The organism is Modestobacter sp. SYSU DS0290 (assembly GCF_054050955.1).
In genome coordinates this window covers 34136-49238 of the sequence record NZ_JBJHAI010000011.1, presented here as the reverse complement: position 1 = coordinate 49238, position 15103 = coordinate 34136, and the positions used below count along the sequence as shown (strand labels likewise).

11 protein-coding genes are annotated in these 15103 nt (G+C 75.1%); 8 read left to right on the top strand and 3 right to left on the bottom strand.

The features are described 5' to 3' along the window. Nucleotides 1-17: 17 nt before the first annotated feature. Nucleotides 18-1787, bottom strand: coding sequence for an aminodeoxychorismate synthase component I (gene pabB, locus ACI795_RS11320; RefSeq protein WP_457075597.1), 1770 nt, complete (start codon nt 1785-1787; stop codon nt 18-20). A gap of 116 nt (nt 1788-1903) precedes the next feature. Here pabB and ACI795_RS11315 point away from each other — a divergent pair, with 116 nt between their 5' ends. The 7 genes from ACI795_RS11315 (at nt 1904) to ACI795_RS11285 (ending at nt 10630) form a co-directional block, all read left to right on the top strand. After that, entirely contained in the window at nt 1904-3133 is a 1230-nt protein-coding gene (locus ACI795_RS11315; RefSeq protein ID WP_457075596.1) for an ROK family protein, read from the top strand. A gap of 327 nt (nt 3134-3460) precedes the next feature. Then, nucleotides 3461-5023, top strand: coding sequence for a sugar ABC transporter ATP-binding protein (locus tag ACI795_RS11310; RefSeq protein WP_457075595.1), 1563 nt, complete (start codon nt 3461-3463; stop codon nt 5021-5023). Further along, entirely contained in the window at nt 5023-6156 is a 1134-nt protein-coding gene (locus tag ACI795_RS11305; protein ID WP_457075594.1) for an ABC transporter permease, read from the top strand. The genes ACI795_RS11310 and ACI795_RS11305 overlap by 1 nt, the downstream gene beginning before the upstream one ends. 128 nt (nt 6157-6284) lie before the next feature. Beyond that, the gene (locus ACI795_RS11300) at nt 6285-7340 is read left to right on the top strand and encodes a substrate-binding domain-containing protein (protein WP_457075593.1); all 1056 of its coding nucleotides are present in this window, start codon (nt 6285-6287) and stop codon (nt 7338-7340) included. A 60-nt stretch (nt 7341-7400) separates the two neighbouring features. Next, nucleotides 7401-8600, top strand: a complete 1200-nt coding sequence (locus ACI795_RS11295) for a Gfo/Idh/MocA family protein (protein WP_457075592.1) — start codon at nt 7401-7403, stop codon at nt 8598-8600. Beyond that, a complete protein-coding gene (locus ACI795_RS11290) occupies nt 8600-9607 on the top strand; it encodes a sugar phosphate isomerase/epimerase family protein (RefSeq protein ID WP_457075591.1) in 1008 nt (335 codons plus the stop codon). The genes ACI795_RS11295 and ACI795_RS11290 overlap by 1 nt, the downstream gene beginning before the upstream one ends. 57 nt (nt 9608-9664) lie before the next feature. Further along, the gene (locus ACI795_RS11285) at nt 9665-10630 is read left to right on the top strand and encodes a threonine/serine dehydratase (RefSeq protein WP_457075590.1); all 966 of its coding nucleotides are present in this window, start codon (nt 9665-9667) and stop codon (nt 10628-10630) included. A 29-nt stretch (nt 10631-10659) separates the two neighbouring features. On the opposite strand, the gene ACI795_RS11280 is transcribed toward ACI795_RS11285, so the two are convergent. Then, entirely contained in the window at nt 10660-11922 is a 1263-nt protein-coding gene (locus ACI795_RS11280; protein ID WP_457075589.1) for an FAD-binding protein, read from the bottom strand. A gap of 475 nt (nt 11923-12397) precedes the next feature. On the opposite strand from ACI795_RS11280, the gene ACI795_RS11275 reads away from it, so the two are divergent. Then, on the top strand, nt 12398-13426 hold the full coding sequence (locus ACI795_RS11275) for an LLM class flavin-dependent oxidoreductase (RefSeq protein ID WP_457075588.1): 1029 nt from the start codon (nt 12398-12400) through the stop codon (nt 13424-13426). 79 nt (nt 13427-13505) lie between these two features. Here ACI795_RS11275 and ACI795_RS11270 read toward each other — a convergent pair whose 3' ends face one another. Further along, a complete protein-coding gene (locus tag ACI795_RS11270) occupies nt 13506-15038 on the bottom strand; it encodes an ATP-dependent DNA ligase (protein WP_457075587.1) in 1533 nt (510 codons plus the stop codon). Between the last annotated feature and the right edge of the window lie 65 nt (nt 15039-15103).

The window sequence follows — 15103 nt, the reverse complement described above, 5'->3', positions numbered from 1 at the left end:
GACCCGCGGGCCGCTGGTCAGCTGCCTGACGTGGCGTCCAGCAGCACCGCGGGGCGCCAGCCGCGCAGCGAGCTCACCAGCGCCAGTTCCTCGGCCGCGGCCAGGTCCGCGAGGTGCAGCACCCGCTCGCGCAGCACGCCGGCGTCCAGCAGTCGGCCGCGCTCCACCCCGGGCAGGCAGCCGACGTCGACCGGTGGGGTCCACCAGCTGCCCCCGATCCGCACGGCCAGCGACGCGACCGTCGTCTCGGTGACCTCGCCGCGCTCGTTGACCAGCACCACGTCGTCGGCCTCCGGGTGCCGCGCCGCCCGCGCGGTGTACACGTCGCGCCGGGTGGTCTTGTGCTGCAGCCAGCGGCTCGCGGAGTCGACCGGCTCGGGGTCGACCACCAGCCGTACCGGACCGGACGGCGCGGCCGGCAGGTCCGCGAGCTCCACGGTGACCACGCCGGCCCGGTCCAGCAGCAGCCGGACCCGGGCGCCCCTGTTCCGCCCGGCCACGGCGTCGGCGACCGCGGCGCGCACCCGGTCCGGTGCGCAGGCGAACCCGAGGAAGCCGGCCGAGTCGGCCAGCCGGGCCAGGTGGCGCTCCAGGTTGCGGACGCTCGTCCCGTCGAAGGCCATCGTCTCGAGAAGCTGGTGCTCCCCGGCCGGCTCGGTCAGCACCGCCGCCTTGGCCCGCACCTCGGCGCGCTCGGCCGCCGGGTCCGATCCCCAGGTGATCCCGCCGCCGACGCCGTAGACGGCCGCGCCGGTGCTGCGGTCGACGACCACCGTGCGGATGGCCACGTTGAACCGCGCGCGGAACGGCGCCCCCGGCGGGGCCACCAGGCCGACGGCGCCGCAGTACACCCCGCGGGGTGCGGGCTCCAGGTCGGCGATCAGCTGCATCGTGCGCCGCTTCGGCGCGCCCGTGACGGAACCGCACGGGAAGAGCGCGCGCAGGACGTCGACCAGTCCGACGTCCGGCCGGGTGCGCCCGGTGACCTCGGAGGTCAGCTGCCAGACCGTGGGGTAGCGCTCCAGCGCGAACAGCTCCGGCACCGCCACGCTGCCCACCTCGGCCACCTGTGCGACGTCGTTGCGCAGCAGGTCGACGATCATCAGGTTCTCCGCCTGCTCCTTGGCGCTGGCCCGCAGCTCGGCGGCCTGCGCGGCGTCCTCGGCGGTGTTCCGGCCCCGGGCTGCGGTGCCCTTCATCGGGCGGGTGCGCAGCCGGGCGCCGTCCCACTCGAAGAACAGCTCCGGGCTGGCGCTGGCCACCGCGAACCGGCCGAGGTCCAGGAAGGCGTTGTGGGCCCCGCGCTGCGCCAGGGCGAGGTCGGCGTAGAGCCGCTCGGGGTCGCCGACGTCGCGGGCCCGCAGCCGGTCGGTGAGGTTGCACTGGTACGTCTCGCCGGCGGCGATGTGCTCGCGGACGGCGGCCACCGCGCGGGCGTGCTCCGCGTCGGACCAGTCCGGCGTCCAGCGCACCGGCGGCCGCTCCCGGGGGGACGGCGCGACCGGCGGCACCTCCTCGGGCGCACCGCAGAGACCGAACCAGGCCAGCGGCAGCCCGTCGCCGGCGGGCGGGGCGACCGGCAGGGCGGGATCCAGCCCGGCGGCCGCCTCGTAGGCCAGGTAGCCGAACGCCCAGCTCCCGGCCGCCGTCGCCCGCTCCACCTCGGCCAGCACACCGGCCACCTGGTCGACGCGCTCGGCGACCAGCACCCGGTCCGGGGGCGGGCAGCGCAGCGCGGTGCCGGCGACCAGGTCGTCGAACCGGGCGCCCGGCGCGGTCGCGGTCACGGCAGCCCCCTCCGACGTCGGTGTCCCGGTGATCCTCGCCCACCGGTCCCGGACGGCGGGACCGGGGCGCCGGGACGGTTGCTCGGAGGGGTCGGCCACGACTCCGGCGTGCGACGATGGCTGTCGTGGCGCACCCCTCTGCCTCGGCCGGCGCACTGCTGCGGCACGTGCGGACCGGGCGGGCGCGGAGCCGGGCGGAGCTCGTCGCCCTCACCGGGGCAGCCCGCAACACGGTGAGCGCGCGGGTCGACCAGTTGATCGCCGCCAACCTGCTGGAGGAGGGCGGCCGCGGCTGGTCCACCGGTGGGCGGCCGCCCACCCTGCTGCGCTTCAACAGCCGCGCCGGGTGCGTGCTCGCCGTCGATCTCGGTGTCACCAGCGTCGACGTGGCGGTCACCGACCTGTCCGCGCAGATCCTGGCCACCGTCGGGCACCCGATCGACATCGGCGAGGGGCCCGGGCCGGTGCTGGCCGAGGTCGACCGGCTGGCGCAGCAGGTGCTGGCGGAGGCCGGGCTGACCACCGGGGACGTCTGCGCGATCGGCATCGGGGTGCCCGGACCGGTCGAGTTCTCCACCGGTCGGCCGGTGCACCCGCCGATCATGCCCGGCTGGCACGACTTCTCCATCCCCGGCGCCTTCGCCCGCTACGGCTGCCCCGTCTTCGCCGACAACGACGTCAACGTCATGGCGCTGGGGGAGATGGGCATCGCCGGGTCCGACGAGGACGTGCTGGTCGTCAAGGTCGGCACCGGCATCGGCTGCGGCATCGTCGTCGACGGCCAGATCTACCGCGGGGCGCAGGGCAGCGCCGGGGACATCGGGCACATCTCGGTGGCCCCGCCGCGCGGGCGTTCGGTGCTGTGCCGCTGTGGCAACGAGAACTGCCTGGAGGCGATCGCCGGCGGTGGGGCGCTGCTGCGGGACGCGATCGCCGCCGGTCTGCCGGCCACCACGACCCGGGAGCTGGTGCAGTTGGCGGCCCACGGCGACGGGCCGGCGCTGGAGCTGGTGCGCAACGCCGGGCGGACGATCGGCACGGTGCTGGCCAGCCTGGTCAACTTCTTCAACCCGCACCGGATCGTGATGACCGGCGGGGTGGCGCAGGCCGGGCCGCCGTTGCTGGCCGGGATCCGGGAGGCGGTGTACGGCCGGTCGCTGCCGCTTGCCGCCCGCGCGCTGGAGATCACCGTCAGCGACGCCCCGGACCTCTCCGGCCGGCTGGGTGCGGCGCTGATGGCCATCGAGGGCTTCCTCGACGAGGACTCGGTCTACGAGGCGGCCCGCAGCGACATCCCGGTGGCCGGCCTCCCGGTGCCGGCAGCCGGCGCCCCCTCCGCGCGCTGAGCCCTGCCCGCTGGGCCCCACCCGCAGCGCCGAGTCGCCGAGCGCTGTGCGCTCGGTGCCCGCCCCACACCGGGAACGGGCGGTGAGCGCACGGTGCTCACGCTGGCGCCGCTCGTTCCTGACGAGGCCCACCCCGGCGGCGCTCACCCGGGAGTGGTCGTACCTGGCCGCCATCGGGTTGCGGTTCGGTAACGCGCCACCGCGGCCTTGACCCCTTTGTGACGCCGACCATAGTCTCCTGCTGCGCGTACTTCTGTTCACCGTTGAGCAAAAGTAAGGAGACAGTTCGATGGCCGTCGTCCCGTTCCCCGCTCCGGGGGCGCCCGCGTGAGCGCGCCCGCCGCGCCGCCGCGGACTCCGTTGCTGGAGATGCGCGGCATCGTCAAGCAGTTCCCCGGCGTCCGGGCCCTGGACGGCGTCGATCTCGACGTCCGCGCCGGTGAGGTGCACTGCCTGCTCGGCCAGAACGGCGCCGGCAAGTCGACGCTGATCAAGGTGCTGGCCGGAGCCCACCAGCCCGATGAGGGCGAGATCCGCTGGGACGGCCACCCGGTCACCCTCGGCGACCCACAGGCGGCGATGACCCGGGGGATCGCGACGATCTACCAGGAGCTCGACCTGGTCGCCGGCCTGACCGTCGCCGACAACGTCTTCCTCGGCCGGGAGCGCTCCCGGCTGGGCCTCACCCGGCCGGCCCAGGCCAACCGGGCCGCCGGTGAGCTGCTCGCCCGGCTCGGGCATCCGGAGATCCGGCCCACCGCCGAGGTCGGCTCGCTGTCCGCGGCGGCCCAGCAGATGGTCAGCATGGCCCGGGCGCTGTCCCAGGACGCCCGGCTGATCGTCATGGACGAGCCCTCCGCCGTCCTGGACGGCGAGGAGGTCGACCACCTGTTCCAGGTCGTCCGCGACCTCACCGCCGACGGCGTCGCCGTCGTCTACATCTCCCACCGGCTGGAGGAGATCCGCGAGATCGGCGACCGGATCACCGTGCTCAAGGACGGCCGCACGGTCGCCACCGGGCTGCCGGCGCGGGAGACCTCCACCAACGAGGTCATCACGCTGATGACCGGCCGCACCATCGAGTACGTCTTCCCGGAGCGCCGCGAGTCCGCCGGCCGGTCCGCCGAGCCGGTGCTGGAGGTGCGTGACCTCTCGCTCGCCGGCCATTTCAGCGACGTCTCCTTCGCCGTCCGGCCGGGGGAGGTGCTCGGCCTGGCCGGGCTCGTCGGCTCGGGCCGGTCGGAGATCCTGGAGACCGTGTGCGGCGCCCGGCGGGCGACCAGCGGCACGGTGCACGTCGTCGGACGCCGGCTGCGGCCCGGCGACGTCGCGGCCGCTGTCGGCGCCGGGGTCGGGCTGGCCCCGGAGGAGCGCAAGAGCCAGGGCCTGCTCCTGGGCGAGCCGATCTACCGCAACATCACGCTGTCCAGCCTGGCCCGGTTCGCCCGCGGTGGGTTCCTGGGCGGGGGGCCGGAGCGGAAGGCCGCGCAGGAGCAGGCCGAGGCGCTGGACCTGCGGCCGATCGACGTCGACCGCGAGGTCCGCACCCTGTCCGGCGGCAACCAGCAGAAGGTGGTGCTGGCCCGCTGGCTGCTGCGGGACTGCGCCGTGCTGCTGCTCGACGAGCCCACCCGCGGCGTCGACGTCGGCGCGCGCTCGGAGATCTACGCGCTGATCCGGGGGCTGGCCGACCGCGGGGTCGCCGTGGTCGTCGTCTCCAGCGAGATCCCGGAGGTGCTCGGCCTGGCCGACGAGGTGCTGGTGATCGCCGACGGCGCCATCGTCGCCCGCCGCCCGGCCGGCGAGCTCGACGAGCACCAGGTGCTCGACATGGTCATGGAGGGAGCGGCCCCGGTTCCCGGTGCCGCACGCGAAGGGGATGTGGCGTGATGAGCGAGACCACCACTGCGGCACCGCCGTCCGGCAGCGGGGCCGGCGCCGAGAACGGAGGCCGCGGCAAGGGCCCGGGCCTGCTCGCCGGCCCGCTGGGGCGCAACCTCGGCCTGGTCGTGGCCCTGCTGGTGCTCTGCATCGTCGGCGCCCTCACCGCGCCCGGGCGCTTCGTCGACGTGGACAACGTGCTGACGATCCTGCGGGCGGCCGCCGTCGTCGGCGTGGTCAGCGTCGGGATGACCTTCGTGATCATCGGCGGCGGGATCGACCTGTCGGTGGGGGCGCTGGTCGCGCTCTCCTCGGTCTGGGCGACGACGCTCGCCACCCAGGCGATGGCCGAGGACTTCCACTGGATCGTCATGGTGTTCACCGCGATCGCGGTCGGCGCCGGCGCGGGGTTGATCAACGGGATCGTCATCGCGTACGGGAAACTCGTCGCCTTCATCGCCACCCTGGCGATGCTCGCCGCCGCCCGGGGCCTGGCGGAGATCATCGCCAACCGGCGGACCCAGATCGTGCAGGACCGCGGGTTCATCGAGTTCTTCGGCGGCGACGTCCTCGGCGTCCCCACCCTGGTGATCGTCTTCGCGCTGGTCGCCGCGGCCGGCTGGGTGCTGCTCAACCGCACCACCTTCGGCCGCCGCACCTTCGCCGTCGGCGGCAACGCCGAGGCCGCCCGGTTGGCCGGCATCCGGGTGCAGCGGCACACCGTGTGGCTGTACGTGCTCTCCGGGGTCACCTGCGGCATCGCCGCGGTGATGCTGATGGCCCGGACGACGGTCGGCAGCTCGACCCACGGCACGCTCCTGGAGCTGGACGCGATCGCCGCCGTGGTCATCGGCGGGACGCTGCTGGTCGGCGGCCGCGGCACGATCGTCGGCACCGTGCTGGGCGTGCTGATCTTCACCACGCTGGCCAACGTCTTCACGCTGAACAACCTCTCCAGCTCGGCGCAGGAGGTGGCCCGCGGCGTGATCATCGTGATCGCCGTGCTGCTGCAGCAGCGGCTGGCCGCCGGCGGGGCCCGGGGGCGCAAGAAGGCCCGCGGTGCCGGGGGCAGCGCAGCCGCCGCGACCGGCGGTCCCGCCGGCGCCCAGCCCGGTGCCTCCGGCGGCCGCCCGCCGGCGTGAGCCCCGAGCACACCCCTGACCCACGCCCCGGACCCACACCCCTGACCTCCGGCGGGCCACCCGGCCTGCCGGCGCACCACCCGACTCCCTGGCGACGCAGCCAGGGCGGCGATCTGCGAGGAGAGAACATGTCTGCAACGAAGCAGCGTCCGTACGGTCGCCTGCTGTCCACCGCCGTCTGCCTGGTCGGTGCCGGTGCCCTGGTGGCCGGCTGCACCAGCAACACCCCGGAGAGCTCCGGCTCCTCCGACGGCGGCAGCAACGTCGCCAGCTCCAACGACGAGACCGGCGAGACGGTGCGGATCGGCTTCTCCGCGCCGGCCGCCGACCACGGCTGGATGGCCGGCATCAGCACCGCCGCCCAGGCCGAGGCCGACCGGCGCGAGGACGTCGACCTGATCGTCGCCGAGGGCACCAACGACGTCAGCGCGCAGATCGCCCAGGTCGAGACCTTCATCAACGAGGGCGTCGACGCGATCGTGCTGCTGCCCTTCGACGGCGCGGCGCTCACCCCGGTCGCGCTGCGGGCGATGGAGGCCGGCATCCCGGTGATCAACGTCGACCGGGAGTTCTCCAGCCCGTTCGCCGCCCGGGCGACCATCCTGGGCGACAACTACGGCATGGGCGTCTCCGCCGGCACCTACATCTGCTCCCGGCTGGGCGACCAGCCCGACGCCGTGGTCGCCGAGATCGCCGGCATCGACTCGCTGCCGCTCACCCAGGAGCGCAGCCAGGGCTTCGCCGACGCGCTGGCCGACTGCGGCCTGGACGTCGACAACCGGGTGGCCGCGGAGTTCACCCCGGAGTCCGGCGAGGAGGCGGCGGCGAACCTGCTGCAGGCCGCCCCGCAGATCGACGCCCTCTGGAACCACGACGACGACCAGGGCGTCGGCGTGCTGGCCGCGATCGACAACGCCGGCCGCGACGAGTTCTTCATGGTCGGCGGCGCCGGTTCGGCGAACGCCATGCGGGAGATCCAGTCCGGTGACTCGGTGCTGGAGGCGACCGTCATCTACCCGGCCACCCAGGCCGCCGACGGCATCTCGCTGGCCCGGCTGATCGCCCAGGACAAGAGCCTGTCCGACCTCGTCTCGCACGAGGTGCCGCGGCAGATCGTGCTCAACGCCCCGGTCGTCACCGCGGACAACGTGGAGGAGTACCTCGACACCGCGTTCGAGTCCTGATCGCCCCGGGGCGCCGGTGACCTGCTCACCGGCGCCCCGGTCCTCTCCCTGGAGCCCCGGATGACCTCTGCTGCCCGGCCGGCGCTGCGCGTCGGCCTCATCGGCTACGCCTTCATGGGCGCCGCCCACTCCCACGCGTGGCGCACGGCGCCCCGCTTCTTCGACCTCCCGCTCACCCCCGAGCTGACCGTGCTCGCCGGCCGGGACCCCGCGGCGCTGTCCGCGGCCGCCGACCGGCTGGGCTGGGCCGGCACCGAGACCGACTGGCACCGGCTGCTCGAGCGCGACGACGTCGACCTGGTCGACATCTGCACCCCCGGTGACACCCACGCCGAGATGGCGATCGCCGCGCTGGCCGCCGGCAAGCACGTGCTGTGCGAGAAGCCGCTGGCCAACACCGTCGCCGAGGCCGAGGCCATGGCCGCCGCGGCCGAGCGGGCCGCCGCCTCCGGCGTCCGCGCGATGGTCGGCTTCACCTACCGCCGGGTGCCCGCGATCGCCTTCGCCCGCCGGCTGGTCGCCGACGGGCGGCTCGGGGAGATCCGGCACGTGCGTGCCCAGTACCTGCAGGACTGGATCGCCGACCCCGCGGCCCCGATGTCCTGGCGGCTGCAGAAGGAGAAGGCCGGATCCGGCGCGCTGGGCGACATCGGCGCGCACGTCGTCGACCTCACCCAGTTCATCACCGGTGAGCGGCTCACCGGCGTCAGCGCCGTGCTGGAGACCTTCGTCCGCAAGCGCCCGCTGCCGGCGGTCAGCGGCAAGCTCGGCGGCGTCGGGGGGGAGGGCATGGGCGAGGTCACCGTGGACGACGCCGCGGTGTTCCTCGGCCGGTTCACCGGAGGAGCGCTGGCCACCTTCGAGGCGACCCGCTTCGCGCTGGGTCGCAAGAACGCCATCCGGATCGAGGTCAACGGCTCGGCCGGCAGCCTGGCCTTCGACTTCGAGGACATGAACGTCCTGCACTTCTTCGACGGCGCCGAGCCGGCGGCCACCGCGGGCTTCCGCCGGATCGTGGTCACCGAGCCCGAGCACCCCTACGTCGACGCCTGGTGGCCGGCCGGGCACGGGCTGGGCTACGAGCACGGCTTCACCCACCAGGTCGTCGACCTGGTCACCGCGCTGGCCGCCGGCGAGCAGCCGACGCCGTCGTTCGCCGACGGGCTGCAGGTGCAGCGGGTGCTCGACGCCGTGCAGCGCAGCGCCGCCGACCGCTCGACCTGGACCGAGATCCCCACCGACCACCCGGGAGAGAACTGATGCCCCGCCCCGTCACCCTGTTCACCGGCCAGTGGGCCGACCTGCCGTTCGAGGAGGTGTGCCGCCTCGCCTCGGGCTGGGGGTACGACGGCCTGGAGATCGCCTGCTGGGGTGACCACCTCGACGTCGCCCGGGCCGCCGAGGACGACTCCTACGTGCGTGACCGGCTCGACCTGCTGGAGCGGCACGGCCTGTCGGTGTTCGCGATCTCCAACCACCTCAACGGCCAGGCCGTCTGCGACGACCCCATCGACGAGCGGCACCGCGGCATGGTGCACCCCCGGGTGTGGGGCGACGGCGACCCCGAGGGCGTGCGGCAGCGGGCGGCGGAGGAGATGAAGCTGACCGCCCGGGCCGCGCGGGCGCTCGGTGTGGACGTCGTCGTCGGGTTCACCGGGTCGAAGATCTGGAAGACCGTGGCGATGTTCCCGCCGGTGCCCGAGTCGATGATCGACGACGGCTACGCCGACTTCGCCGCCCGCTGGAACCCGATCCTGGACGTGTTCGACGAGGTCGGGGTGAAGTTCGCGCACGAGGTGCACCCCTCGGAGATCGCCTACGACTACTGGACGACGGTCCGCGCGCTGGAGGCCATCGGCCACCGCGAGGCCTTCGGGCTGAACTGGGACCCGTCGCACTTCGTGTGGCAGGACCTGGACCCGGTCGGTTTCCTCTGGGACTTCAGGGACCGGATCTACCACGTCGACTGCAAGGACGCGAAGCGCCAGGTGGGCAACGGCCGCAACGGCCGGATGGGGTCGCACCTGCCCTGGGCCGACCCGCGGCGCGGCTGGGACTTCGTCTCCACCGGCCACGGTGACGTGCCGTGGGAGGCGTGCTTCCGGATGCTCAACACGATCGGCTACGCCGGCCCCATCTCGGTGGAGTGGGAGGACGCCGGGATGGACCGGCTGGTGGGTGCGCCGGAGGCGCTGGCGTTCGTCCGCCGGCTCGCCTTCGACCCGCCGGCCGCGGCCTTCGACTCGGCGTTCGCGAGCGGGAACTGAGCCGTCCGTGCCCCCGGTCCCCGCGTGGACCGGGGGCACAGATCTAGCCTCGGCGGCGTGACGACCGAAGGAGCGCCCCTGCCCGCACCGGTCACCCGGGCGGAGGTCGAGGCGGCCGGCGTCCGGCTCGGCGGGCGGGTGCGGCGCACCCCCACCGTCGAGTGGGAGGTGCCGCTGGCCGGCGGCCGGCTGCCGGTGGTGCTCAAGCTGGAGCAGCTGCAGCACACCGGGTCGTTCAAGGCCCGCGGCGCGCTCAACCGCCTCCTCGCCGCGGACCGGCTGCCGGAGCTGGTGGTCACCGCGTCGGGCGGCAACCACGGGCTGGCCGTGGCGCACGCCGCCCGCGAGCTCGGCGTCCCGGCGGAGGTGTACGTGCCCGAGACCGCACCGCCGGTGAAGATCGCCGGCATCCGGCAGCGCGGTGCCACCACGGTGCTGGCCGGCGCCTCCTACGCCGAGGCCGCCGCGGCCAGCAGCGCCCGGGCCTCGGCGCCGGGCGCGCTGTACGTGCACGCCTACGACGACCGGGACGTCGTCGCCGGGCAGGGCACCGTCGCCCGCGAGCTGGCCGAGCAGGCCCCGGACCTGGACACCGTGCTGGTGGCCACCGGCGGTGGCGGGCTGATCGGCGGGATCGCGGCCTGGTACGCCGGCTCGGTCCGGGTCGTGTCGGTCGAGACGCACGGGACCGCGACCATGTCGGCCGCGCTGGCCGCCGGGCACCCGGTCGACGTCGAGGTCTCCGGGCCGGCCGCCGACTCCCTCGGCGCCCGGCGGGTCGGCGGGCACGGGTTCAGCACCGCCCTGGCCACTGGCGTGCGGTCGGTGCTCGTCGACGTCGATGCGGTCCGCGCCGCCCGGCACCTGCTCTGGCAGGACCTGCACGTCGCCGCCGAGCCCGGCGGGGCGACCGCGCTCGCAGCCCTGCTCAGCGGCGCCTACGTGCCGGCGGCGGGGGAGCGGGTCGGCGTCGTCGTCTGCGGCGCCAACGCCGACCCGGCCGACCTGGGCACCGGCGGCTGAGCCGGCCGCGCGACCTGCTGCCCGCCGGCTCAGCCGGCGACGTACCGCTCGAACCAGTCGTTGCGGAAGGCCCCGCGCGGGTCCAGCCGCTCGACGAGGGCGAGGAAGTCGCGGTGCCGGGGGTACCGGGTGGCGATCGTCGCGGCGTCGGCGAGGAAGAGCTTGCCCCAGTGCGGTCGCGGGCCGAACGGCTCCAGAGCGCCCTCCAGGTGCACCAGCAGCTCCTGGACCGCGGCCTGGTCGGGCAGCCAGGTGAAGTGCAGGGCCACGCTGGGCTCGTCGTACGCGGTGCTCATCCAGAGGTCGTCGGCGGCGACGGTGCGGATCTCGCAGGTCTGCAGCAGCGGCCGGATCCGGTCGCCGAGCGAGCGCAGCGCGTCGATCGCCGCCACCGCGTGCCGGTGCGGCACGAGGAACTCCGACTGGATCTCGTCGCCGTTGCTCGGGGTGAAGCCCATCCGGAAGTGCGGGAGCCGGTCCGACCACAGCCCGGGCACACCCTGCTGCACGGTGGCCGGGCCGGACGGCAGCCCGGGGATCGGGTGGCGTTCGCCGTCGGCCTCCCGCGCGCCGAACAGGTCACCGGCCGGGCCCTCGCCGGCGTCGGTGCGGGACTTCACCCAGACCATGTCCACCGCCTCGCCGAAGAGGGTGAAGACGCTGACGCTGTACCCGGCCGAGACGACCTCGTCGAACCGGTCGGCCAGCGTCGACCACGACAGCCCCTCGAACACCCGCTGCTGCACCTCGAAGGCCGGTTCGACGTCCAGCGTGACCCGGGTGACCGCGCCCAGCGCGCCCAGCCCGACGACCATGCCGGGGAAGCCGGCGGCACCGCGCGCTGCCCGCACCACCTCGCCGGTCGAGGTCACCACCTCCAGCCCGGCGACCGCGCCGGCGAGGTTCCGGTTGGCCACGCCCGAGCCGTGGGTGGCGGTGGCCACCGCACCGGCCACCGAGATGTGCGGGAGCGAGGCCAGGTTGTGCAGCGCCAGCCCCTGCTCGCGCAGCACCTCGGTGAGCTGGCCGTAGCGGACGCCGCCGTCGACGGTGACGGTGCGGCGGTCGGGCGAGACGGCGACGCTGCCGGTCACCGCCTCGAGGGAGAGCAGCTCGGTGGAGTCGGCGACGCCGGTGAAGGAGTGCCGGGAGCCGAGGACACGCACGCGGGACGCGGCGGCGACGATCTCCTGCACCTGCTCGACGCTGCTGGGGCGGTGGAGCCGGGTCGCGCCGTAGGTGTAGTTGCCGGCCCAGTTGCGGGCCGCGGTCAGTTCCGCCGTCTCGGTCACGCCCCAGTGTCCCGCGCCGGCCGGGAAAGGGCTCGCGCCCCACCAGCGACCGGTGCAGACTCCCCGCCGTGCGCGCGGACCGGGCGCGGCAGGGCGGGGAGGACGCGTGGCGGACCTGGGACGTCGGCCTCCTCGCGCTCGCCGGCTTCCTGGCCGGTGAGACGGTCCATGAGGACCCCCGGATCTGGGAGATCGGCCCGGAGGTGCAGCGCGCGTCGGCTGCGGCCGTCGAGTGCTGGGCGGCCGCCGTGGGCGACACCGCGTACCCGACGAGCTCGCCGCGGGGGCCGCGATGGCCCTCGAGCAGTTCAGCCCGGACCTGGGCGCGGGGAGCGGGGCCACCGGGGACGGGCCGGCGGGAGGCTGACCGCACGTCCGGGCGCCGGGCCGCGCCGGCGGCCCGGGTCTGGTTCACTTCCGTTGAACGTTGAACCGGATGGGCTCCGGGCCCACCGGACCACCATCTGGAGGACCCGTGTACCTCGGCGTCGACAGCTTCGTCTCGGCCGTCACCGACCCCTCGACCGAGCGCCTGATCGGCCCCGAGGAGCGGATCGAGCACCTGCTGGAGGAGATCGCCCTCGCCGACCAGGTGGGCCTGTACTCCTTCGGCATCGGCGAGCACCACCGCCCGGAGTACTACGACTCCGCGCCGCCGGTCATCCTCGCCGCCGCGGCGGCCCGCACCTCGCGGATCCGGCTGGGCAGCGCGGTCGCCGTGCTCAGCGCCGCCGACCCGGTCCGGGTGTTCCAGCAGTTCGCCACCCTCGACCTGATCGCCAAGGGGCGCATCGACCTGGTGGTCGGGCGCGGCTCCTTCACCGAGGCCTTCCCGCTGTTCGGGCTCAGCCTCGCCGACTACGACGAGCTGTTCAGCGAGAAGCTGGACCTGCTGCTGCAGATCCGCGAGTCCGAGCACGTGACCTGGTCGGGCCGGCACCGCCCGCCGCTGACCGGCCAGGGCGTCTACCCGCGCCCGCTGCAGGACCCGCTGCCGATCTGGGTCGGCGTCGGCGGCACGCCGGAGTCCTTCGTCCGGGCCGGCCTGCTCGGGCTGCCGTTGATGGTGGCGATCATCGGTGGCGAGCCGCGGCAGTTCGCGCCGCTGGTCGACCTCTACCGCCGGGCCGGCGCCCAGGCCGGGCACGCGCCGGAGACCCTCCAGGTGGGCCTGCACGTGTTCGGCTTCGTCGCCGAGAGCACCCAGGTGGCCGCGGACACCATCTACCCGGGGTGGCACCAGATGTTCACCGCGGTCTCCCGCGAGCGCGGCTTCCCCCCGCCCACCCGCGCCCAGTTCGACGCCACCAGCGGGCCGAACGGCGCCTTCTTCATGGGCGACCCGCAGACCGTGGCCGACAAGCTGGTCCGGGTCTCCGAGCAGCTGGGCGGGGTGCAGCGGATCTCGCTGCAGATGACCAACCCGCGCCTGGCGCACGCCGACCTGCTGCGCGGCATCGAGCTGCTGGGCACCGAGGTCGCGCCGCGGGTCGCCGGCGCCTGAGCCGGCGCCTCGTGGCGCCGGTCCGGCTGCTCGGGCGTGCTGGGCTGCCTGCAACGCGGTAGGGGGCCAGCGGGTGGGCTCAGCCCCCGGGCAGCAGGGCGCGGACGGCGTCGAGGGTGTCGGCCTCGGCCGGCGTCTTGTCCGGCCGGTACCGCACCACCCGGGCGAAGCGCAGCGCGACGCCGCCGGGGTAGCGCGGGCTGCGCTGGGCGCCGTCGACGGCGATCTCCACGACCAGCTCCGGGCGCAGCCGCACGCCCCAGTCGGCCTGCTCCAGGGCGGAGTCGGGGAAGGTGCGGGTCTGCCAGGCGAGCAGCTCGTCGGTCATGCCCTTGAACGTCTTGCCGACCATCACCGGCTCACCGCCGTCGGGGTCGCGGGCGCCGAGGTGGATGTTGGACAGGGTGCCCGTGCGCCGGCCGTACCCCCACTCCGCGCCGAGCACCACCAGGTCCAGGGTGTGCACCGGCTTCACCTTCTGCCAGGCCCGGCCGCGGCGGCCGGCGGCGTAGGGGGCGTCCAGCGCCTTGACCACCACGCCCTCGTGGCCGCTGGCCAGCGCGTCGTCGAGCAGCGCCGCGGCCTGGCCGGCGGTGGGCCGCCGGACGCCGGGCATCCGCAGCGCCGCCTGGGCGTCGTCGGCCAGCAGCCCGGCCAGCGCGTCGAGCCGCTCGGCCAGCGGTGCGTCGAGCAGGTCCCGGCCGTCCAGGTGCAGCAGGTCGAAGAAGAACGGGCTCAGCAGCACCCCGGCGTCCGGCGCGTCGCTGCCGAAGCGGCTCATCGTGTCCTGGAAGGCGCGCGGCCGGCCGTCGTCGTCCAGCGCGAGGGTCTCGCCGTCGAGCACGCAGGTGCGGCAGGGGAGGGCGCGCACCCGCTCGACCAGCTCGGGCACCCCGTCGGTGACCTCGCGCAGCGTCCGGGTCCACACCCGCACCTGCTCGCCGTCGCGGTGCACCTGGATGCGCGCGCCGTCGAGCTTGTACTCCACGGTGACCTCGCTGCCCAGGTCGGCCAGCGCCGCCTCCAGCGACGAGCCGGGGCTGGCCAGCATCGGCCGCACCGGGCGGCCGACCCGCAGCCGTTCGGCGTCCAGCGCATCCACCCCGCCGGTCAGCGCCGCGTCCGCCGTCCCCGGCAGGCTGCCGGACAGCATGAACGCCCGGCGCACGCCCGCGGCCGGGACGTCGGCCGCGGCGGCGATCGCGTCGAGCACCACCCCCTCCAGGGCACCCTGCCGCAGCTCGCCGGTCAGCAGCCGGACCAGGAACTGCTGCTCCGCCGCGGTCGCCGCACCCAGCAGGGCGGACAGGCCCGCGTCCCGCCGTGCTGCCGAGCCGGGGCCCGAGGTGGTGGCGAGCACCGCCAGCGCGGCGTCCACGTCGCCGACCGCCAGGGACGGCGCGTCCGCCGGGGCGCCGGTGAACCGGGACAAAGTCCGCCAGCCCACGCCGAGCCGGCCCTGGCGGGGCTCGCCGGCCAGCCAGGCGGTGACCGCGGCGACCTCGCCGGCGTCCGCCCGCCGCAGCAGGCCGGCGATCACGGTGGCCTTGGCGGTGCGCGAGCGGGTGGCCGCGACGGCGGCGGAGGCGGCGACGACGTCGGCGAGCAGCACGGCGCCATCGTCGCAGCCGGGCCGGCGGCGGACCGCGATTGTGCCGGGGTCCGGGCGGGCACCAC

Coding starts and splice junctions, on each gene's coding strand:
- ACI795_RS11305 (WP_457075594.1), top strand. CDS start 5,023: ATGAGCGAGACCACCACTGCGGCACCGCCGTCCGGCAGCGGGGCCGGC.
- ACI795_RS11300 (WP_457075593.1), top strand. CDS start 6,285: ATGTCTGCAACGAAGCAGCGTCCGTACGGTCGCCTGCTGTCCACCGCC.
- ACI795_RS11315 (WP_457075596.1), top strand. CDS start 1,904: ATGGCTGTCGTGGCGCACCCCTCTGCCTCGGCCGGCGCACTGCTGCGG.
- ACI795_RS11290 (WP_457075591.1), top strand. CDS start 8,600: ATGCCCCGCCCCGTCACCCTGTTCACCGGCCAGTGGGCCGACCTGCCG.
- ACI795_RS11295 (WP_457075592.1), top strand. CDS start 7,401: ATGACCTCTGCTGCCCGGCCGGCGCTGCGCGTCGGCCTCATCGGCTAC.